Origin of the sequence: Streptomyces sp. WAC 06738 (genome assembly GCF_003945505.1) — a bacterium.
In the GTDB taxonomy this organism is placed as follows: domain Bacteria; phylum Actinomycetota; class Actinomycetes; order Streptomycetales; family Streptomycetaceae; genus Streptomyces.
Map to the genome: position 1 here is coordinate 7174142 of NZ_CP029618.1, position 21035 is coordinate 7195176.

At 71.5% G+C, this 21035-nt stretch carries 18 protein-coding genes; 13 read left to right on the plus strand and 5 right to left on the minus strand.

Translation table 11 applies throughout. The annotated features are described in order from the left end of the window. Positions 1-45 precede the first annotated feature (45 nt). Positions 46-375, minus strand: coding sequence for a hypothetical protein (locus DMB38_RS31285; protein WP_125937962.1), 330 nt, complete (start codon positions 373-375; stop codon positions 46-48). Between the two features lie 131 nt (positions 376-506). On the opposite strand from DMB38_RS31285, the gene DMB38_RS31290 reads away from it, so the two are divergent. Together DMB38_RS31290 and DMB38_RS31295 are read left to right on the plus strand one after the other, a co-directional pair. After that, the gene (locus tag DMB38_RS31290; protein ID WP_240662565.1) at positions 507-1343 is read left to right on the plus strand and encodes an AraC family transcriptional regulator; all 837 of its coding nucleotides are present in this window, start codon (positions 507-509) and stop codon (positions 1341-1343) included. A 100-nt stretch (positions 1344-1443) separates the two neighbouring features. Further along, complete coding sequence (locus DMB38_RS31295; protein WP_125937964.1) at positions 1444-2286, plus strand: alpha/beta hydrolase; 843 nt, start codon at positions 1444-1446, stop codon at positions 2284-2286. A 20-nt stretch (positions 2287-2306) separates the two neighbouring features. Here the strand turns inward: DMB38_RS31295 and DMB38_RS31300 are convergent, their stop codons facing one another. Next, positions 2307-2693 carry a hypothetical protein gene (locus DMB38_RS31300; protein WP_125937965.1) on the minus strand — a complete coding sequence of 129 codons (387 nt, stop codon included), beginning with the start codon at positions 2691-2693 and terminating at the stop codon, positions 2307-2309. An 84-nt stretch (positions 2694-2777) separates the two neighbouring features. On the opposite strand from DMB38_RS31300, the gene DMB38_RS31305 reads away from it, so the two are divergent. Together DMB38_RS31305 and DMB38_RS31310 are read left to right on the plus strand one after the other, a co-directional pair. Then, a complete protein-coding gene (locus DMB38_RS31305; protein ID WP_125937966.1) occupies positions 2778-5549 on the plus strand; it encodes a LuxR family transcriptional regulator in 2772 nt (923 codons plus the stop codon). A 78-nt stretch (positions 5550-5627) separates the two neighbouring features. Further along, positions 5628-5996, plus strand: coding sequence for a YciI family protein (locus tag DMB38_RS31310; RefSeq protein WP_125937967.1), 369 nt, complete (start codon positions 5628-5630; stop codon positions 5994-5996). A 110-nt stretch (positions 5997-6106) separates the two neighbouring features. On the opposite strand, the gene DMB38_RS31315 is transcribed toward DMB38_RS31310, so the two are convergent. Beyond that, on the minus strand, positions 6107-6853 hold the full coding sequence (locus DMB38_RS31315; protein ID WP_125937968.1) for an SDR family oxidoreductase: 747 nt from the start codon (positions 6851-6853) through the stop codon (positions 6107-6109). Positions 6854-6961: 108 nt separating this feature from the next. Here DMB38_RS31315 and DMB38_RS31320 point away from each other — a divergent pair, with 108 nt between their 5' ends. Then, positions 6962-7555, plus strand: a complete 594-nt coding sequence (locus DMB38_RS31320) for a TetR/AcrR family transcriptional regulator (protein WP_125937969.1) — start codon at positions 6962-6964, stop codon at positions 7553-7555. A 94-nt stretch (positions 7556-7649) separates the two neighbouring features. On the opposite strand, the gene DMB38_RS31325 is transcribed toward DMB38_RS31320, so the two are convergent. Continuing rightward, entirely contained in the window at positions 7650-9512 is a 1863-nt protein-coding gene (locus tag DMB38_RS31325; RefSeq protein WP_125937970.1) for a hypothetical protein, read from the minus strand. Between the two features lie 451 nt (positions 9513-9963). Between DMB38_RS31325 and DMB38_RS31330 the strand changes: the two genes are divergently transcribed. From DMB38_RS31330 to DMB38_RS31345, 4 genes are read left to right on the plus strand one after another with little or no spacing between them, the layout of a single operon-like run. Then, positions 9964-11304 (plus strand): extracellular solute-binding protein, encoded by a 1341-nt coding sequence (locus DMB38_RS31330; protein ID WP_125939405.1) that lies wholly within the window; start codon positions 9964-9966, stop codon positions 11302-11304. Beyond that, positions 11301-12272, plus strand: a complete 972-nt coding sequence (locus DMB38_RS31335) for a sugar ABC transporter permease (RefSeq protein WP_125937971.1) — start codon at positions 11301-11303, stop codon at positions 12270-12272. The genes DMB38_RS31330 and DMB38_RS31335 overlap by 4 nt, the downstream gene beginning before the upstream one ends. Then, positions 12269-13180, plus strand: coding sequence for a carbohydrate ABC transporter permease (locus tag DMB38_RS31340; protein WP_125937972.1), 912 nt, complete (start codon positions 12269-12271; stop codon positions 13178-13180). Before DMB38_RS31335 ends, DMB38_RS31340 begins: the two co-directional genes overlap by 4 nt. Before the next feature lie 47 nt (positions 13181-13227). Next, entirely contained in the window at positions 13228-14739 is a 1512-nt protein-coding gene (locus DMB38_RS31345) for an alpha-N-arabinofuranosidase (RefSeq protein WP_125937973.1), read from the plus strand. A gap of 100 nt (positions 14740-14839) precedes the next feature. Here the strand turns inward: DMB38_RS31345 and DMB38_RS31350 are convergent, their stop codons facing one another. Then, positions 14840-16018 (minus strand): DNA-binding transcriptional regulator, encoded by a 1179-nt coding sequence (locus DMB38_RS31350; protein ID WP_125937974.1) that lies wholly within the window; start codon positions 16016-16018, stop codon positions 14840-14842. A gap of 86 nt (positions 16019-16104) precedes the next feature. Between DMB38_RS31350 and DMB38_RS31355 the strand changes: the two genes are divergently transcribed. The 4 genes from DMB38_RS31355 (at position 16105) to DMB38_RS31370 (ending at position 21029) form a co-directional block, all read left to right on the plus strand. After that, a complete protein-coding gene (locus DMB38_RS31355; protein ID WP_125937975.1) occupies positions 16105-17235 on the plus strand; it encodes a Gfo/Idh/MocA family oxidoreductase in 1131 nt (376 codons plus the stop codon). 106 nt (positions 17236-17341) lie between these two features. Then, positions 17342-18502: a branched-chain amino acid ABC transporter permease gene (locus tag DMB38_RS31360; RefSeq protein WP_125937976.1), complete on the plus strand. Its 1161-nt coding sequence runs from the start codon at positions 17342-17344 to the stop codon at positions 18500-18502. Continuing rightward, a complete protein-coding gene (locus tag DMB38_RS31365; protein ID WP_125937977.1) occupies positions 18499-19569 on the plus strand; it encodes a branched-chain amino acid ABC transporter permease in 1071 nt (356 codons plus the stop codon). Before DMB38_RS31360 ends, DMB38_RS31365 begins: the two co-directional genes overlap by 4 nt. Beyond that, a complete protein-coding gene (locus tag DMB38_RS31370; protein WP_125937978.1) occupies positions 19566-21029 on the plus strand; it encodes an ABC transporter substrate-binding protein in 1464 nt (487 codons plus the stop codon). The genes DMB38_RS31365 and DMB38_RS31370 overlap by 4 nt, the downstream gene beginning before the upstream one ends. Positions 21030-21035 lie beyond the last annotated feature (6 nt).

Sequence of the window (21035 nt, forward strand, 5' to 3'; positions counted from 1 at the left end):
GAGCCCTGCCGAGGTCCGGCCGGGCCGCGCCGGGCTCCGCACCGGTCACGGGAGGGCGTCCGAGGCCGCCGATGGCAGGTCGGCGATCTCGAAGTGGGTGACGGTGCGGTCGTAGTCGAGAACGGCGGACCGGGCCGCGGGCTCGACCGCGGCGACACTCGGATCGGGGCCGGCGAGGGCACGGACGGCGTCGAAGCACTCCCACACGGTCAGCACGCGTATGCGCACGAGCCCCGCGTCGGTCCGGGTCAGCAGAAAGGCCGTACGGAAGCCGGGAAGCGCACGCAGCCGCGGCAATACGGCAGTCGAGAAGTGCCGGGCGTACTTCCTGGCGCCCTCGGGGGTGGCGGTGGCGCTCCAGTCACGCAGGATCATCGCCGGTGTCCTCTCGTACGGTTGCGGAGTGGGGGTCCTCCCCGGGCGACAGTCTCGGCCCGGCCGCGGGGCACCGGCTTGAACATCCGTGCTCATCCGTGCTCATCCGCACTCCGGCCTACGATGTGGCGATGCGGCACACGATGCCTCTGGCCCGGGATGACGGCTTCACCCTCGAAGAGCAGCGGATGCACTCCGCCACCGACCGCTGGTGGCCCGTGCAAGCCCACGCCCGGCACGCGCTGGTCCTCGGCCGCCGGGGCTCGTACGCCGTGCGGCTGCGGGGCTGGCAGGCAACCCTCGACCCCGTCAGCGCCTTCGCCGCCGCCCCCGGCGACGAGCAGACCATCGCCCACCGCGCCGGCGCCCGCGACATGTGCACCGTCCTGACCCTCGACCCGCCCCTGCTCGACGACCTCACCGCAGGGGGCGCAGCCCTGCCCGACCGGCCCGTCGTCGTCGACGGCCGCACCCAACTGCGCCACCGCCTCCTGCTGCGTCACACCCGGCGCGGCGCGGACCGCTTCACCGTTTTCGAAGAGGCGATCCGGCTGGCCACCGCCGTCCTGCGGCAGCCCGCCCCGCGGCCCGCCGGGGCGCAGCGCCCGGCCACGGCGCGGGCCCAGCGGCGTATCGTGCGCGACGCCCGCGATCTGCTGGCCGCCGACCCGGCCGGGCTCTCCCCGGCAGAACTGGCCCGCGCGGTCGGCGTCTCACCGCACCACCTCAGCCGGATCTTCCACCGTCACCACGGCCGGACGCTCAGCCAGTTCCGTCTTCAGGTGCGCATCCACCGGGCGCTCGACCGCATCGAGGCGGGCGAGTCCGATCTGTCCGGCCTCGCCGCCGATCTCGGCTTCGCCGACCACGCCCACCTCACCCGGACGCTGCGCACCCACGTCGGCCACCCGCCCACCGCACTGCGCCGTCTCCTCGGCGCCGACGGCCCGGAGCGTCCGCCCGCGTAGCCCCGCGGTGTCCGCGACCGCGAGGACAGCCGGCGGCCGGCCGAATCGACCACGCCCACCCTCGACCGGCCCCGGACCTCCCACACCTACAGTGGACCGCATGGCGGACTGGCACCTGTCCCGTACCTTCGAGAGCACCTCCGGCGTCGTCCGGTGGGACCGGCTCGGCGCGCCGGATGCGGAGCCGCTGGTACTGCTGCACGGCACACCGTTCTCGTCGTACGTCTGGCGCCCCGTCGCCCGGGCGCTGGCCGACCGCTACCAGGTCTACGTCTGGGACATGCCCGGCTACGGCGCCTCGGAGGCGACCGTGGGCCAGGACCTCTCCCTGGACGCGATGAGCCGGGTCTTCACCGACCTCCTCGGCCACTGGCGGCTGACCCGCCCCCTGGTGGCCGCGCACGACTCCGGCGGCGCCGTCGCCCTCGGCGCCCATCTCCTGCGCGGCGCCCGCTACCGCGCCCTCGCCCTGGTCGACGCCGTCGCCCTGCCGCCCTGGGGCAGCCCGTTCTCCGCCCTGGTCGGCGAGCACGCCGAGGTCTTCGCCCGGCTCCCGCTCCCCGTGCACGAAGCTGTGGTACGCGAGTATGTGCAGTCCGCCAGCAGCCCCGGCCTCCACCCGGCCGACCTCGACAGACTGATCGCCCCCTGGCTCGGCCAAGCAGGCCGCGCGGCCTTCTACCGCCAGCTCACCCAGCGCCTGGACGACCGGCGCTACACCGACGCCATGCGGCCCGGCTATTCCGCGATCGACCTGCCGGTCCTGATCTGCTGGGGCGAGGACGACACGAGCTGGGTGCCGCTCCCTCGCGGCCACGAACTCGCCGCACTCATCCCCGGCGCCCGCCTGCACACCCTCCCGGACGCCGGCCACCTGGCCCCGCTCGACGCCCCGGCCGAACTCGCCACCACCCTCCTCACCTTCCTCACCTCCCTGCCCTGACGGCCCGGCAGGTGCGCGCCTCACCTCGGCGAACGGGAGAGACTTGCCACGCGAACCCGAATGTCCTCGGCCTGGCCGTAGGTACCGAACGCCCCGGCATTCAGGGCTTCGCCGGGATTCAGGCCGAGGCCGACCGTGTCCTGGTCGAGGACCTCACCGGAGGGGTCGACGAACCGGATCTGCGCAGATACACGGGAAGTGACGGATGATTCGTTCTTCAGCCGAATGCTGGAGCGCACCAACGTCCCATCGATCCGGCAGGTCAGGACCGTAGCCGCGGCGCCGTCCTCCCGCGTGGGTTTCGCTTGCGGATCGCAACTCACCTCGCCTGCGCCGTCACCGCACCCCCCGACCGCCGGAGAACCGGCAAGTATGACGGCCACCACGACGACAATGCCGCGACGCATACCCCACCCTTCTTCACGGACTGTGCCGCATGAGAGGTTACGTGAACCGGCTCGGCGTCGGATTCCGCAGACTGGGGGGCCCGCATGTCGCTGGTGGGAAGGGACCTCGAACAGGCGCGGGTTCAGCGCCTGCTGGCGGATGCGCGCGACGAACGCAGCGGGGCGCTGTGCCTGCGGGGCGCACCGGGGATCGGGAAGTCGGTCCTTCTCGACCACGCCGTGTCGATCGCCGAGGCCGAGGGCATGCGGGTGGTCCGCGGGGCCGGGATCGAGTCCGACTACGAGCTGGCGTACGGCGGTCTGCACCAACTCCTCTTTCCCCACCTGGATCGGTTGGACGCGCTGCCCGCTCCCCAGGCGGCGGCGCTGCGTTGCGCTTTCGGCCTGGCCGAGGGGGACGACGCCAACCGGTTCCTGATCTCCGCCGGCACCCTGTCGTTGCTCGCCGATCTGGCCGAGGGTTCCCCGCTGCTGTGCGTGGTCGATGACCTGCAATGGCTCGACCAGGGTTCCGCGGAGGCGCTGCTGTTCGCGGCCCGCCGCTTCGTGGCCGACCCGATCGCGGTGCTGTTCGCGGTGCGCGAGACGTCGCTGCCGTTCGCGACCGCGGGCGTCGAGGTCGCGGATCTGTCCGGCCTCGCCGCGACCGAGGCCGCCCGGCTGCTCGACGACCACGCGCCGGAACTCGCCGAACGGATGCGGAGCAGGGTGCTCGCGGAGTCCGGCGGCAATCCCCTGGCGATCATCGAGCTCGGGTCGGCGCGGCTCGCGGCCCGCGATGCCGACGAGTCCGACCCGGCCGGGCAGGTCGGCCCGCTGCCGGTGACCCGCCGCGTGCAGGAGGCGTTCCGCCACCAGATCGTGGAGCTTCCCGACCCCACCCGACGCGCGCTCCTGGTGGCGGCAGCCGACACGGCGGCGCCCCTCGCGACGATCCTGCACGTGATCGAATCCCTCGGTGGCGCCGCCGGCGACCTGGCGCCCGCAGAGCGCGACCGGCTGGTCCGGATCGACAGCCGGATCACGTTCCGCCACCCCCTGGTACGGGCGGCCGCCTACCAGGACGCGCCGCTGCACCGGCGGATCGAGGTGCATCGCGCGTACGCCGAGGCGCTGCGCGCGGACGCCGATGCCGACCGCCGGGCGTGGCACCTCGCTGCCGCCACCACCAGACCCGACGAGGCGGTGGCCGCCGAACTCGAAGGCGTGGCGGAGCGGGCCTGGCACCGGGGCGGCGCGATGGCGGTGTGCGCCGCCTACGAACGCGCCGGGCGGCTCAGTGCCGACCGGGAGCTGAAGGCCCGGCGTATCGCCCGCGCGAGCCAGGCCGCGTTCGACGCGGGCGAGGCCGACCGCGCCGCCCGGCTGGCGGCCGAAGCGCTCGCACTCACCGCCGACGCCGGCGTCCGGGCCGATGCCATCTATACGCGTGGCGCCGTGGAGTACGAACGCACCTCGCCGCGGGCCGACGCGGAACTGACGCTCGAGGCCGCCGCGTTGGTGCGCGACACCGATCCGGAGCGTGCCGCGCTCACGCTCTACGAGGCCGCGCACGCCGCCCGGCACGGGGCGGCGCACGACCTCCTGCGGCGCGCGGCGGATCTGATGCGCGGGTTCACCCCGCCCGCGCACTGGGCACCCGTTGTCGCCGCCCTTGCCGGGTGGGCGGAGCTCTTCGCCGGACGCCCGGAGCGGGCCGTCGGCCCGATGCGCGATCTCCACGCCGCCGCGGGCGGTGGCGGGCACGACCTGATGCGGCGCATCACCGCCGGGTTCGGCGGGCTCATGATCGCCGACGACGACGCCGTCATCGCCGGGACCGAGGACATGCTGGCCGTGGTGCGGGCTTCCGGGGCGCTGGGGTGGGTCCCGTACACCCTGAACGTGCTTGCCGTGGCGCGGCTGTTGCGCGGCGAGTTCGCGGACGCCCGCGCGTGTGCGGCGGAAGGCGTTTCCGTGAGCGACGAGCTCGGGAACACGACCGAGAGCCTGGCCCACCGGTCGGTGGAGGTGTGGTTGCACGCCGTGTCGGGTGACGAGGCCCGCTGCCGGGCTCTTGCCGAGGAGGTGCTGCCGCGAGCCTGCGCCCGGCACCGGGTCAATGCCGAGATCGCGGCGTGGGGCCTCGGGATGCTGGACCTTTCCGCCCGGCGGTTCGGGGACGCCTTCGACCGGCTCGCGCACGTGTCCCGGGGACCTGCGGGCCGTGACCTCCTGGTGCGGGCGGTGCCGGATCTGGTGGAAGCAGCCGTGCGCGGCGGCATGCCGGATCGCGCCCACGGACCACTGGCGGCTTTCGGGCACTGGGCTGAGCACGTCGACCGCCCGGTCGCCACCGGGCTCGTCCTGCGGTGCCGGGCCCTGCTGGCCGACGACGCCGACGCCGATGCGCTGTACGCCGGGGCGCTGCGGCTCCACGAGCGGCACGGCGGCCCCTACGAGCGCGCCCGCACCCAACTCGTCTACGGCGAGTGGCTGCGGCGCCGCCGTCGCCGTGCCGAGGCCCGCGGCCATCTCGCGGCGGCGCTGTCCGCGTTCGAGCGGCTCGGCGCGCGGCTCTGGGCCGAACGGGCACGCGGCGAACTGGCCGCCTTCGGCGAGCGGGGCGACGAGCCGCAGCACAGCGGCCCGCTCACGCTGTTGACCCCGCAGGAGCTGCAGGTCGTACGGCTGGCCGCGGGCGGTCACACCAACAAGGAGATCGCCGCACAGCTCTTCCTCAGCCCACGGACCGTCGGCCACCACCTCTACAAGGCGTACCCGAAGCTCGGCGTCACCGGGCGCGCCGAACTGGCCCACCTCGTCTCGTCCTCGGCGCCGGTCGCCGGCTTCCCGGACACCGGTCACGATGACTGATGCGTCGGGGGGCGGGCCCCGCCTAGCGTTTCGGGCATCGAGACAGCGGCCGCCGGCCCGTACGACGAGGAGACGACGATGACGAAGTACTTCCTGAGCCTCCCGCACGACTCTGCCGAGGAGCCGACGATGGAGGACATGGACCCGGCGGAGCTGCAAGAGATCATGGCCGCGGTCGGTGCGTTCAACACCGCCGTGCAGGAAGCGGGCGCGTTCGTGACCGCCGGCGGCCTGCAGCCGCCGTCGAGCGCGACCACGGTGGACTACTCCGGAGACGGCCCCGTGCTCACACCGGGTCCGTTCACCGAGGCCGATGAGTACCTCGGCGGCTTCTGGATCATCGAGGCCGAGAACGACGACGTCGCGATCGAATGGACCAAGCAGGCGTCGCGGGCGCTGCGCAGCAGGATCGAGGTGCGTGCCCTCCAGGAGGAGCCCCCCGCCTGACGATCCGCGTACCGGCACCGCGGGGTGGGCGGCCGGGGTCTCCTCCGCCGGGTCGTAGGCCGGCGGCACGTTCTCGGCGGGCGCAGCCGGCCGGCTCAGTCGAGCCCGGGCTATGCGCCGTATCCGCCGTCGATCCTCAGCACCGCGCCGGTGACGTACGAAGCCTGCGGGCTGGCGAGGAAGACGACGCCTGCGGCGATCTCCTCGGGCCTGCCGTACCGCCCCATCGCCGTGGTCGGAAGGAACATGGACGCGGCCGGGCTGTCGGCGGGGTTTCCCTCGGTGTCGATGAACCCGGGCTGGATGACGTTGACCGTGATGCCCCGGTGCGCCAGATCGCGGGCTGCGCCCCGGCTGAAGCCCTCCAGGGCCGACTTCGTGCCGGTGTAGTACGCCATCCCGGGGAAACCCGCCCGAGTGGCCACACCCGAGCTGATGCCGACGATCCGCCCGCCATTGGGCAGCAACGGCACCGCCGCCTGGACCCCGGCCACCACGCCGGTGTAGTTGACGGCGAGTTGCCGCTCGATGGCGGCCTGGTCGACGAGCTCGCTGTCGACCGGGCCGCCACCGCCCGCGGCCGCGTTGTTGACCAGGATGTCCAGCTTCCCGAACCGCTCGGCCACGCGCCGGATCAGGCCCGCCGCCTGCGTCGCGTCCGCCTGGTCGGCCCGGAAAGCCGCCGCACGCACTCCCTTGGCCTCCAGCTCCGCGACCACGGCCTGGGCCCGGTCCGCCGAGGACGAGTAGCTGATCGCGACGTCGGCCCCTTCGCCGGCCAGCGCCAGCGCCGACGCGGCCCCGATGCCCCGCGACCCGCCGGTCACGATCGCCACCTTGTTCTCCAGCTTTCCCATGTGCTTCCCGCTTCCCTGGGTGCGTAGGACGTGCCACGGAGTTCTTGACCGTACGGTCCACCATAAGCATGGTGGACCGTACGGTCAATAATCCGTATGCTGGCATGCATGGCACGTCCGCGATCGTTCGACGAGAAGCAGGTGCTGAACGCCGTCCGTGACCAGTTCTGGGACGCCGGTTACGCCGCGACCTCGCTGGAAGACCTCATGCGGGTCAGCGGCCTGGGCAAAGGCAGCCTGTACGCGGCGTTCGGCGACAAACGGCAGCTCTTCCTCCGGGCGCTGCGCGGCTACACCGACGACAACCACCGCCGTCTTCGGGAAGCCCTCGCCGAAGCTCCGCGGGCCCTGGACGCACTACGCATGCTCCTCGAGGCACCGACCGACGACCCGACCGGCACGCGGCGCGGCTGCCTGATGGCCAACAGCACCTGCGAACTCGGCAACGCCGATCCGGAGGTCCTCGACCACGCCCACCGCACCTACGAGACGTCCACCGCGCTGATCGGCGACTGCGTCGCCCGCGCCCAACGCGAGGGCGACCTGCCGGCCGGAGCGGATCCGATCGCACTGGCGCGCGCCCTCCTGGCCGCGCAGCAAGGGCTCGTGTTCATGAGCCGGACCGGGATGGACGCGGCCACCCTCACCGCCACGGCACGCTCGCTCGCGGCTCAGCTCCTGCCGGACCCCTCCGGCGACTGAACCGGCACGTACTCTGCGGTCCGTCCGCGAGCGGGCCGCCGGTCGGCCACCGGTCCCGCGGCCGGTCCGCCGGGAGGGCGGACCGGCCGGGCCGTCAGTAGGCGAGCCGGATGCCGACGTCGAGGGAACCGTCGTGCGGGACCTTCAGGATGTGCATCCGCCTGCTGCCGTCGCGCAGGTAGATGAGGGAGGCGGCGGCGATGCTCGCGTTCCGGGCGGCGCCCCAGCGGATCTGGATCACGCCGGAGTTGCGGTGCACGTCGATGCCGGTGGCGGTGGCCGAGGCGGAGCCTCCCCAGGAGAGGGCGGTGCCGTCGTTGAACACCACGCGGTCGGAAGCCCGGAGGATCAGCGGCACGGTCTCGGTCGCCGCCGAGTCGGCCCGGACGGACCGCCGGACCAGTCCGCTGCCGACCTCGACGTCGGTGACGACCGACCCGCTGGGAGTGCCGAAGCGGAAGGCGTAGGGGCTGCCGCCGAAGAACTGCCCGGCCTGGGGCCCGTTGGAGTCCGGTGCCTGGCCGGGAAGGACGGTGGCCCACACGCCGTGGTTGTTGTCGTTCAGGGACTGGATGACGGTCCCGGCGACCGGGTGCCACAGGAAGCTGAGGCCGGTGCGGGCCCTGCTCGTCGGCCGGGCACCGAGGTAGGCACCCAGGTAGACGCCGGGACGGCGGATGTAGAGGAAGTCCTGGCCCTGGTCGGTGCGGTGCTCGGTGAAGTTCGCCGAGGCGAGGTACGGGACGGCCTTGATCGCCCGGGTCCTGGCCGACCGCGTCGGGTAGTTCTCGTCGTACATCGCGTGGGTGAGGATCCGCGGAGAGGTGTTCTGCTTGGTGAGCCCGGCCACCGGCGAGGGGTCCTCGGCCCAGGCGCCGCGGGCGGACGCAAGGTCCTCCCGGGCGGACATGAACGCGCCCAGCGCGGGCACCAGGGGGACGAACTGGTTGTTGAGCGCCGTGCGTTCCGGGTCGGGGCGGGTGTCGTCGTAGGCGAGGGTGCTGGTACGGGAGGAAGGGGCGATGTTGCAGAACCAGCCCGAGCCGTCGGGCTCCCGCAGCAGGTTGTAGCCGAGCCAGTCGGTGTACTTCCGGGCCATGGTGACCAGGTGCCCGTTGTGCGACTGCCGCCAGGCGTCGGCCATCTCGGGCAGCATGACCTCGAAGTTGTAGTTCATGTCCATCCCGCCCTCTTCGTAGAAGAAGCCGGCCGGGCCCTGCCCGTTCCCGGCCATGCGGGCGAAGGCGTCGTTCAACCGGCTGCGCAGGGTTCCGTCGGGGTTGGTTCTGAGCGCCAGTGCGGCCCCCGCCAGTCCGGCGGTGACCTGGTTGGTGTATCTGATCGGGGCCTGCCAGGCGCGGGTGTTGGACGGATCGAGAAGCCAGGTCATCGCCCCGTGCAGGGCGCGGGCGATCTGGCTGCGCCGGCCGGGAAGCAGCCCCGCGTCCTTCAGCAGCACATGGGTCTTGCTGAGGTAGCCGAGGGCGAAGCCGGTCGCGGCGAGGGAGTGCTCGCCGGCGCTGTACTCCGGCCATGAGCCGTCGGAGTGCTGGAGGCCGAGGTAGTGGCCGAGCGCCGCGTCGAGGCGTGTCAGGAGGGCGGAGTCGCCCCGGTAGGGGTTCCAGGAGCGGTTCTGGGTGAGGAACCAGCTCAGTGTGTAGACGTGCTCCTGGACTCGCGTGTTGTACGGGGCCGCGGGCGATCGCCACCAGCCGCCGCCCATGAAGCCGTCGTCCTCGACGTCGTTGGCCATCGGGGCGAGGCTGACCAGATAGGGGGCGTAGCGCTGTTCGCCGGCGGCGAAGGCGCGCCGGGAGGGCGAGCCCGGAGGCAGGGCCGGCAGTGCCGGCAGGGTGCCGGCGGCGCATGCGTGAGGGGCGGGCATGGCGGCGGCGAGGCCGGCTGCTCCGGCCGCCGTGATGAGCGCGCGGCGCGACAGCGGGGATCCGTACGTCATGGGCGTCTCCTGGAGGTCATGAGAGCGGCGGGAAGCCGACGGTGCGTGGCCGTCCTGCTGATCGGACAGACTCTTCGGGCCCGGAGGCGCCGTCAAGGTGCTAATACGAATTACTTCAGGGCGGCTGACTCCCCACGGCAGTGATCGCGTGGACGCCGGCCGCGGTGCAAGCAGCCGGAAGTGCAACGTCAGGAGGGGCGACCCGGACGAGACGTGCGGCTTCCGTGGAGCCGTCTCCGCCCCGCAGAAACGCGTTCCCCGCGGAGTACGCCGGAGGGGATTGGCGGCTGCTCCGGCATTGACGTGGGCACGCTTCGAGCCTACTTTCCGTCCGGAAAGCCGGTCGTTGTTCGAAATTACGAACCACCTCGCCTCCGGCAAGGAGCCGTTCATGTCCCCACCGCCTCCTGTTCCGACCGTTCCCTCCGACCCCCCACCCAGTCGCCGGCGTCTGCTCGGCTCGGCCGCGGGGCTCGCCGGGCTCGTCGCGCTCACCGGCGCCGGCGCGGCCGGCACGGCGAGTTGCGCCGCGCCCTCCTCCGTGGCGTCCGGCAAGACGCCGCTGCGCTACTGGCACCTGTTCGGCGGCGGCGACGGTGTCACCATGCAGGCGATGCTCGACGCGTTCGAAGCCGAGCACGCCGGCATCGCGCTGGACGCCGCCCAACTGGAGTGGGGGGCGCCGTACTACACCAAGCTCGGCATGGCCGGCGCCGGCGGCCGGGCGCCCGAGGTGGCGGTGCTGCACCTGGCGCGGCTGCCGGGCTTCGGGCCCGGAAAGCTGCTGGACGCGTTCGACCTCGACCTGCTCGCCGCATACGGAGTACGGCCCGGGGACTTCCCGGCGGAGATCTGGGACCGCGGCGCGATCGGCGGCAAGCAGTACGCCGTACCGCTCGACACCCACCCCCTCGTGCTCTACTACCAGACCGAGATCTGCGAGCAGGCGGGGCTGCTGCGGGCGGACGGGCGGATCAAGACCCTGGAAGGCGCCGGGGAGTTCGTCGACGCGCTGCGCGCGATCCGCCGGGTGACCGGCCGGCCGCCGCTGGTCATGGAGACCACCGGCGCGGACGCGGCGGGCCCCGCCCGCGTCTTCGCCACCTTCTACGCGCAGACCGGCGGCACCCTCCTGGACGACACGGGCACCCGCCTCACCCTCGACGAGGACAAGGCCCTGCGCGTACTGGAGTTCATGCGCATGCTCACCCACGACGGCCTCGCCGTCCGCGTCGCCGACTACCAGGGCAGTGTCGGGATCTTCAACGCGGGCGAGACGGGCCTGGCCCTCAACGGCGACTGGGAGGTCAGCACGTATCTGGAGACCGAGCTGCCGTTCTCCATGGCCCCGGTGCCGAACCTCTTCGGCCGCCCCGCCGCCCAGGCCGACTCCCACTCCTTCGTCCTGCCGCACCAGGGGGACCGCGGCGGCGAGCGCAACCGCGCCGCCCACCGGTTCGTCGCCTGGATGCTCACGCACTCGGCCGACTGGGCCCGCGGCGGGCACATACCCGCGTACACCCCCACGCTCAGCAAGCCCGCCTACCTGAAGCTGGAACCGCAGTCCGAGTACCGCCACGTGATCGACTACGTCGCACTCGACCCGCCCGCCTGGTTCGCGGGCTCCGCCTCCCTCATGTGGCTGGAGCTGGGGCACATCTTCTCCGGAGTGTTCACGGGATCCCGTACGCCGGAAAGCGCCCTGGCCGAGGCGAGGGCGGGCCTGAAGAAGCTGCTGGACACGCCCAGTCCGCTCGGCGACATCCCGGCCCCGGGAGGTGATCAGGCATGACCGCACCCGCGCGGACAGAACCGGACACCACCGCCGCGCACGACGCCACCGGCGCCCCCGCCCCCGTACCCGGCGGCACCGCCATCCGGCACGGCCGCTTCGAGCACGGGCTGATGTTCGTCGCGCCCTTCCTCGCCCTCTACGCCCTCTTCCTGGTCTGGCCCGTGGTGCTCGGCATCAAGATGAGCCTGACCAGCGACAACATCACCGGCAGCGGCGGCGAGTACGTCGGGTTCGACAACTACACCGAGGCGCTCTCCGATCCCGACATGTGGGAGGCGCTCTGGCAGACCGTCTGGTTCACCCTCCTGTCCACGGTGCCGCTGGTGCTGCTCGGCCTGGTGATGGCACTGCTCGCGCACGGCCTGCGGTTCGTGGACTGGCTGTGGCGGCTGAGCTGGTTCGCGCCGTACCTGCTGCCCTCTGGCGTCGTCGGGCTCCTGTGGCTGTGGATCATCTATCCCGCCGACTTCGGCCTCGCCGACCAACTGCTGGCCGAGTTCGGCCTGCACCCGGGCATCGGCTGGCTCACCGACCCGCAGTACGCGATGCTCTCCATCGTCATCACCACGATCTGGTGGACCGTGGGCTTCAACTTCCTGCTCTACCTCGCGGCACTGCAGTCCATCCCGCAGCACCTCTACGAGGCGGCCGAGCTGGACGGCGCCGGCGCCTGGCAGCGCCTGTGGCACATCACCCTGCCGATGCTGCGGCGCACCACGGGAGTGGTGGTGATCCTCCAGTTGCTGGCCTCGCTCAAGATCTTCGACCAGGTCTATATCATGACCCAGGGCGGGCCGGACGGCGCCACGAGGACCACCCTCCTCTACGTCTTCGAGGAGGGCTTCACCGGCTACCGCATCGGCTACGCCTCCGCCGCCTCGTACATCTTCTTCGCCCTGATCGTCCTCGTCTCCCTCATCCACCTGCACCTCGCCCGCAGGACACGGCAGGAGAGCACCTCATGAGCGCAGCGGCCGACACCTCCCGCCAGGACCCGGTCTCCTCCACCGCGCCCACCCCCGCCGGCGGCACCGGCGGCGGCCGGCGGCCGCGCTGGACGCGGGGCCGCGTCGTCATGCTGCTGGCCGCACTCGTCCTCGCCGCCGCCTGGGTGCTGCCGCTCGCCTACGCCCTGGCCACCTCGCTCAAGCCCATGGGCGAGGAGGTCGAGACCCCGCTCACCTGGATCGGCTCCAGCATCACCTTCGACGCGTACGACAAGGTGTGGGCGGCCGGGGACATCCCCCGCTGGATGCTCAACACCCTCTACATCTCGGTGATGACCACCCTGCTGACCGTGCTGCTGTGCGCCATGGCGGCGTACGGGTTCGCGCGCACCGAGTTCCGCGGCCGGAAGGCGCTCTACGCTCTCGTGCTCGCCGGCATCATGGTGCCGCCGCAGGTGCTGATGGCGCCGCTCTTCGCGGAGATGGCGGCGCTCGGTCTGGTGGACACCTACTGGGGCGTGATCCTGCCGCAGGTCGCCGTGCCCGCGATGGTGTTCATCCTGGTGAAGTTCTTCGAAGGGGTGCCGCGCGAGCTGGAGGAGGCGGCCTTCTGCGACGGCGCCGGGCGCTGGCGGGTGTTCTTCACGATCGTGCTGCCGCTCTCCCGGCCCATCCTCGCCGCGGTCTCGATCTTCGTCTTCATCCACACGTGGAACAACTTCCTCTGGCCCTTCCTGGTCACCACCGACCCGAACGGCATGACGCTGCCCGTGGGCCTCGTCAACATCCAGTCCAGCTACGGCGTCCGCTACTCCCAGGTGATGGCCTCCCTGGTGATGGCAGGACTGCCGCTGCTGGTGGTCTTCGCCCTCTTCCAGCGCCAGATCGTCCGCGGCGTCGCCCACACCGGCCTCGCGGGGAAGTGACGACAGCCGCACAGCGAACCGAGCCCCGCAGCCAGAGAGAGGAACCCATGAGCGCCACCGCACGCTTCACCCTCGACCCCGCCTTCACCGTGGGCGAGGCCGGCCCGCGGCTCTTCGGCTCCTTCGTCGAGCACCTCGGCCGGTGCGTCTACACGGGCATCTACGAGCCCGGCCACCCCGCCGCCGACCCGGCCGGGCTCCGCACGGACGTGCTGGACCTCGTCCGCGAGCTGGGGGTGACCGCCGTCCGCTACCCCGGCGGCAACTTCGTCTCCGGCTACAAGTGGGAGGACGGCGTCGGCCCCCGGCAGGACCGGCCGCGCCGCCTCGACCCGGCCTGGCAGACCACGGAGAGCAACCAGTTCGGGCTCGGCGAGTACGCCGACTTCCTCCGCAAGACGGGCTGCGAACCCGTGCTGGCCCTCAACCTCGGCACCAGGGGCGTCGCCGAGGCCGTCGAGCTCCAGGAGTACGCCAACCACCCCCAGGGCACCGCGCTGGCCGACCTCCGTATCGCGCACGGGAGCAAGGAGCCGTACGGCATCCGGCTGTGGTGCCTGGGCAACGAGATGGACGGGCCGTGGCAGACGGGCCACAAGACCGCGGCGGAGTACGGGCGGCTGGCCGCCGAGACCGCGCGGGCGATGCGCCAGATCGACCCGGGCCTGGAACTGGTCGCGTGCGGCAGCTCGAACCAGGCCATGCCGACCTTCGCCGAGTGGGAGAGGACGGTCCTCACCGAGTGCTACGACCTGGTCGACTACATCTCCCTGCACGCCTACTACGAGGAAGTGGACGGCGACCGCGGCTCCTTCCTGGCCTCGGCCGTGGACATGGAGTCCTTCATCGACAACGTCGTCGCCACCTGCGACCACGTAGGGGCCCGGCTGAAGTCGGAGAAGCGGATCAACCTCTCCTTCGACGAGTGGAACGTCTGGTACCAGCGCCGCTTCCACGCCGAGTTCGACCGGAACCCGCCCGGCTGGGCCGAGGCCCCGCGGCTGCTGGAGGAGAGCTACAGCGTCACCGACGCCGTCGTCGTCGGCTCGCTGCTGATCGCGCTGCTGCGGCACGCGGACCGGGTGAAGCTGGCCTGCCTCGCGCAACTCGTCAACGTCATCGCGCCGATCATGACGGAGCCGGGCGGCCCGGCCTGGCGGCAGACCACGTTCCATCCCTTCGCGCAGGCGGCGCGCCACGGCCGGGGCACGGTCCTGGAGGTGCGCGCCGACTCCCCGGCGTACGACACCGCGCGCTACGGCCGGGTCCCGCTGCTGCACGCCACGGCGGTACGGGACGAGGCGAGCGGCGCCGTCACGGTCTTCGCGGTCAACCGGGCGCAGCAGGCCGGGCTCCCGGTGGAGATCGCCGTGCACGGGATGGGCGTGACCGGCGTCGCCGAGCACAGCGTGCTCTCCGACACCGACCCCGAGGCCCGCAACACCGCCGCCGACCCGGACCGTGTCACCCCGCACGGGGCACAGGGCACGGAGCTGTCGGGCGGGGTCCTGCGGGCCGTGCTGGAGCCCATGTCCTGGAACGTCATCCGTCTGACCTGAAGGAAGAGTCCCTCTGCCGCGATCCGGCCCGCCGGCGGTGCCCGCGTTCCGACCACGAAATCCCGGACTCCGGCCGGTATTTCGTCACCGACTCGTGCGGCTACTCACTCCAGAAAGCCTGGCGGGCGACGGACCCGTTCACCGACCGGCGGTACTGGCCCGGTGACTTGCCGGTGTGCTTCTTGAACACGACGCTCATGTACTCGGAATGGCTGAAGCGGAGGCGCTGGGCGATCTGCTGGAGGGTCCAGTCCGTGGAGGAGAGCAGTTCGGCGACGTGGGCCACCCGGACGCGTACGATCTCGCCGTGGACGGTCCGGCCGAGGCTCCGGAGAAAACGGTGGTCGAGCGCCCGTCGGGAGAGCCCGATATGCCTGAGGACGGCGGTGACCGCGAGATTCTGGTCCGAGCGGTCGCGGATGAACCGCAGCGCCTCGGCGACGAGGGGGTCGTCCACGGCCAGGATGTCCGAGGACTGCCGGGTGACGAGCCGGGTCGGTTCGATCAGGCGCAGGCCCGGTTCGAGGGCGCGGCCCTGCATCATGAGGTCCAGGAGCTCGGCGGCGAGATATCCCGTCCGCGTCGTGTCGGGCTCGATGCTCGACAGCGGCGGGGTCGTGAGGTTGCCGATGAGTTCGTCGTTGTCGACACCGATGACGGCGACCGAGTCCGGCACCGCCAGGTCGGCGGTCTTGCATGCCTCCAGCACTTCCTGACCGGCAATGTCATAGCAAGCGAAGACACCGACCGGTTTGGGAAGGCCGCGCAGCCATTCCGCGAGGAGTTCGCGGTCGGCGGCGCGCATGCCCGTGGACTTCATCCGGAACTCCCGCGGAACCGAGCCGCGCTCGCGCACGTGCTCGGCGAACCAGGCGCCGCGCTTCAGGGACCAGCCGAATCTCTCGTCGCCGCAGAAGGCGAAGTGCCGCAGTCCGCGTTCCTCGAAGTGCCGGAGGGCCCACCGCGCGATCGTGCCGTCGTCGGTCTCGACGCCGGGTAGTTCGGGCACGAGCCGGGCGGCGCTGAGATCGACGGTGGGCAGACCGAGCCGCCGGATGAAAGAAGCGGTCTCGGCGCTTTCGATGCGGGCCAGTACGCCGTGGCCCTGCCAGTCCTCGAGCCAGGAGAAGTCGGTCTCGTGGCGGCTGTGCTCGGCGAGATACATCGACCAGCCCGGGTGGGCCTCGACGTACTTCTTCACGCCCACCAGCACACCGCGGGCGTACGCGTTCGAGGTCTCGACCAGCAGCGCGACGTGACGAGTCCGGTGGGCGGGCATGTAAAAACTCTAAGCCAGACTGCGGGATAACGCATGGCTTGGTCTCCGCCGCCGTTCGTAATCTACACGGCCATGGGAGGTCAACGATGACGCAGAAGGTACGGGTGGCGATTGCCGGCCTCGGATTCGGTGCCGAGTTCATCCCCATCTATCAGGCCCACCCCGATGCCGAGTTGGCGGCCGTCTGCCAGCGCACCGAGACGGCGCTGACGCACGTCGCCGATCACTTCGGTGTCCCGGGCCGGTTCACCAGCTTCGACGCGATGCTGCGGGACCCCGGCATCGATGCCGTCCACATCAACACCCCGATTCCGGAACACGCCGAGCACACCATTGCGGCCCTCCGGGCCGGCAAACACGTCGCGTGTACGGTGCCGATGGCCACGACGCTCGACGAATGCCGGGAGATTGTCGCCGCCGTCCGGGAATCGGGCCGGAACTACATGATGATGGAAACGGTCGTCTACTCCCGCGAGTTTCTGCACGTCCGCGATCTCGTGGCGAACGGCACCATAGGCCGGGTCCAGTTCCTGCGCGGCGCCCACTACCAGGAAATGGCGGGCTGGCCCGGGTACTGGGAAGGACTGCCGCCCATGCATTACGCGACGCACGCGGTGAGTCCGGTGCTGAGTCTCGCCGGTGCGCTGGCGGAGAGCGTCGTGTGTATCGGCTCCGGCCGTATCTCCCCGCGCCTCGCCGAGAAGTACGGTTCACCGTTCGCCGTCGAAAGCGCCCTGATCACCCTCCGCGGTACACCCGTCGGCGCCGAGATCGCGCGTTCGCTTTTCGAGACGGCACGTGAGTACGTGGAGAGCTTCACGGTGTTCGGGAGCCGGGCGAGCTTCGAATGGGAGCAGACGCAGGGCTCCGGGCATGTGCTGCACACCGGGGAGGAGCCGAAGAGCATCGCGATCCCGGACTTCGGGCACCGACTGCCGCCTCAGATCGCTCCGTTCACGACGCGTGGCGTCTACGACGACGAGAACGAGCATCTCTCCTTCGTCCAGGGCGGCGGCCACGGCGGCTCGCACCCGCATCTGGCACACGAGTTCATCCGGAGCATCGTCGAGGAGCGGGCGTCCGCGATCGACGAGGTCACCGCGGCGAACTGGACGTCCGTGGGCATCTGCGCGCACGCGTCGGCGATGGACGGGGGAGCGCGGGTGGCGGTCCCCGACTACGAGGAGCTCCGCGAGCAGGGCTCCGCCGCGAACTGACCGGCGGCGGATGCCTCGACCGGGCGCGTGAGGCGACGCGCGGTGTGCCCGCCCGGGGGAACCAGAACACGCGCCGCTTCACGGCACCGAGCAACGGGAGGAATGGATGAAGCCTGCCCGGATCGACCCACCACAGGCAGCAGACGACGATGCGGAAGAGGGGAGCGCCCGTACGCGCAAAGGCGCAAGCGCCCCGAACGCGAGCCCGCGGCGCGGGCCGGGACACCGGGCACCACGTGGGCGCACGGCGCTGCGCAGGCTGCCGGTCTGGGCGGTCGGCCTGGCCGTCACCGCCGTTGCCGTGTGGGTGGCGTTCCTCGCCGACGGCACACCGGCCGGACCCGCGGCCCAGGACCCGGGCAAGTTCCTCGTCACCGTGCTCGACGCGGTCACCTTCGCGGGGCTCCTCTTCGTCGCGGCGTCCGGCTTCACCCTCATCTTCGGTCTGATGCGCACGGTGAACATGGCGCACGGCTCCCTGTTCCTGCTCGCCGCGTACCTCGCCATCCGCGTGCAGGAGGCGATGGTCGGCCAGTCGCGCAACATCGAACCGGCGCAGGTCGGCATGCTCGACTGGCTGGTGCCGATGCTGGCCGGCGCCGGCGTCGCGGCCGTCGCCGGGCTGGCGATCCAGCAGCTCTTCCTGCAGTGGAACGAGGGCCAGGAACTGCGCCAGGCGCTGATGACGCTGGCCCTGACGGTCGTCCTGGCCGACCAGATGCTGCGTGAGTTCGGCGGGCTGGCCCAGACGATGGTCTGGCCCGGTGCGGTCACGCACTTCTTCTCCGTCCAGGGCGAGCGCTACCCCGTCACCCGTCTGTTCATCCTCGGCGTGGCCGTGCTGGTCGGCATGCTGCTGTGGCTCTGGCTCACCAGGACGGGCATGGGGACGGTGATACGCGCCGGCGTGGACGACCGCGAGATGGTGCGCGGACTCGGCATCAACATCAAGCTGGTCTTCGCGATCACGTTCTTCGCCGGATCGTTCCTCGCCGGGGTGGGCGGTGTGCTCGGGGCCTCCTTCGCCGGAGCAGCGCCCGGCACCGACGGAAACTGGCTGCTGAACTCACTCGTCGTCGTCATCGTCGGCGGCCTCGGCTCGCTCCGGGGCGCCGCGGCCGGCTCGCTGCTGTACGGCACCGTCGTCGCGTTCTCGCCCGCCTATCTGCCGAGCGAGTACTCCTACTACGCGATCATCATGACCTTCGTGCTGCTGGCGCTGGTCCTGGCGATCCGGCCCTACGGACTGTTCGGGAGACCGGCATGACGGCGCGTCATCTGCTGACCCGGAGCAACCTCCTCGGGACCGCCCTGGTCGTCGTCCTGCTGCTCCTGCCGAATCTGGCGACGGCGTACTTCGTCAACTTCGTCATGACGCAGACGCTCATCCTGGGCCTGGCGGCGGCGACCATCGTCTTCCTCGCCAAGTACGGGGGGATGACCTCGCTCGCCCAGTTCCTGCTCTTCGGCATCGCCGGCTTCATGTTCGGCAACGCGGCCCAGGAGACCGGCGCCCGCGGCCTGAACCTCGGCTGGCATCCCTGGGCGGCGGTCGCGTTCGCCGTCGTGGTCACCACCGCGGCCGCGTTCGTCCTCGGCGCCCTCGCCAGCCGCACCACAGGGCTCTACTTCCTGATGCTCACGATGGTCTACGCCGTCATCGGCTACTACGTGTTCGCCCAGATCGTCGAGATCTCCGGGCCCGGCGGCCTCACCAGCATCCAGCGGCCGGACCTCCTGGGGCCGCCCGTGCGGCTCTACTACACGGGCCTCGGCCTCTCCGTGCTGGCCTACCTCGGCTTCCGGGCGGTCGGGCGGACCGGGTTCGGGCTGACGCTGCAGGGCGTCCGCGACGACCCGGTCCGGATGGCGTCGCTGGGGTTCAACGTGCCGCTGCACCGGACGCTGGCCTTCACCCTGGCCGGGTTCGTGGCCGGGGCGGGCGGCCTGCTCAACGTCTGGTGGAACGGCCAGATCGACCCCGCGTCGATCGCGATCGGACCCACCCTGATCCTGCTGATCATCGCGGTGATCGGCGGCATCTCGTCCTTCGAGGGCGCCTGGCTCGGTGCCTTCGTCTACGTCCTGATCTTCACCTACCTGCGCGATCTGCCGCTGATCGACCGGATCGGCATCACCGAGGCGCGGTTCAACACCGTGATCGGAGTGATCGTCCTGCTGATCATGATGCTCTCTCCCGAAGGGCTGACCGGAATCGCCCGGCGGCTGCGCCCCGGCCCGCGGCCGCGCGCCGGAACAGGGCGGGACCCGTCCGCCGGAGAAGCGCCGTCCACCCGTACGACCGAGAAGGAACTGGGAGTTACACGATCATGAGTGCACTCAGACGCCCCGTGGCACTGACACTCTCCATGGTGGCGAGCCTGGCTCTGGTGGCCGCCGGATGCAGCGGGGACGACAGCTCCTCCGGGCTGCCCGCCGACGAGCAGTCGTCCGAGTTCTCGCCCAAGGACGGCGACGGCGTCCGGCTCGGGATCCTGGGCCAGTGCGAGGGCCCGTTCGGCGGGTTCCACGAGGACGTGGCCGCGGGCACGACGCTCGCCTTCGCCCGCTTCGCCGGCGCGAGCCCGAACTCGTCCACCAGCGCGCTGAAGGGCTTCAGCGGCGCGGAGGTCGAGGGCACCCCGATCGAACTCGTCGGCATCGGCTGCGGCGACGACACCGCCGACCGCATCCTCCAGGAGGTACGCCGCCTGGTGGAGCAGCAGGGAGCCAACGTCATCATCGGCCCGCTCTCCGGCGACGAGGGCATCGCCGTCGCCGAGTACGCGAAGGGCAAGCCCGACCTCACGGTCTTCGCGGGCATCTCCGGCTCGCAGGAGCAGACCCTGCAGGTCCAGGCGCCGAACTACTTCCGATTCTACGGGGACGGCGCGATCTGGAACGCCGGCCTCGGCGACCTGCTCTACCACGAGGAGGGCTGGCGCAAGGTCGCGGTCATCGCCGACGACTACAGCTTCGGCCACACCTCGGCGGCCGGCTTCATCGCCGACTTCTGCGGTGTCGGCGGCGAGATCACCCACCGGGTGTTCCCGCCCCTGGGCACCACCGACTACTCCTCCTACATCTCCCAGCTCCCGAACCCGGATGAGGTGGACGGCTACTTCTGGGCCGTGGGCGGCACCGGTACGCAGGCCGCGCTCGAGGCGTTCGTCAACGCCAAGGGCGACCTCACCGGCGACGAGCACGCGGGCAACTTCTTCTTCAACCCGGACCTCGCCCAGGCGCTCGGCACCGACATCGCCGGCGCGCACATCGGCGGCTTCGCCACCCTGCCGGGCGACATCCGGACGCCGGAGATCAAGGAATACCTGGCGGCCGCCGACGAGACGTGGGAGTCGATACCGGGATCGCTGAGCGGCAACGACCCCGCCCCGCCGTCCACCGCCGCGGCCTTCGGCTTCTTCTACGGGTACTACACGGCCGGCGTGGCGCTGGTCGAAGGACTGAAGGCGGTCGACGGCGACATCTCCGACCCCCGGGCGTTCCAGGCCGCCGTCGCCGGTCTCACCCTCGACCTGCCGCACGGCAGCATCAGCCTGGACGAGAACCGCAGCGGCGTCGTCGACGTCGGGCTCTCGCGCCTCGTCGTCGACGACTCCGGCGAGGTCGTACAGGAGAGCGTGGCCATCGTGCCCGGCGTCGACCAGACCTTCGGCGGCACGTTCAGCCCGGACACCCCGTCGCCGGGCCGGGACTTCCCGGCGTGTGAGAAGCGGGACCTGCCCTGGGAGGGCAAGGCCATCCCCGTCGTCGACGGCGCCCCGCAGCGATAGGAGATC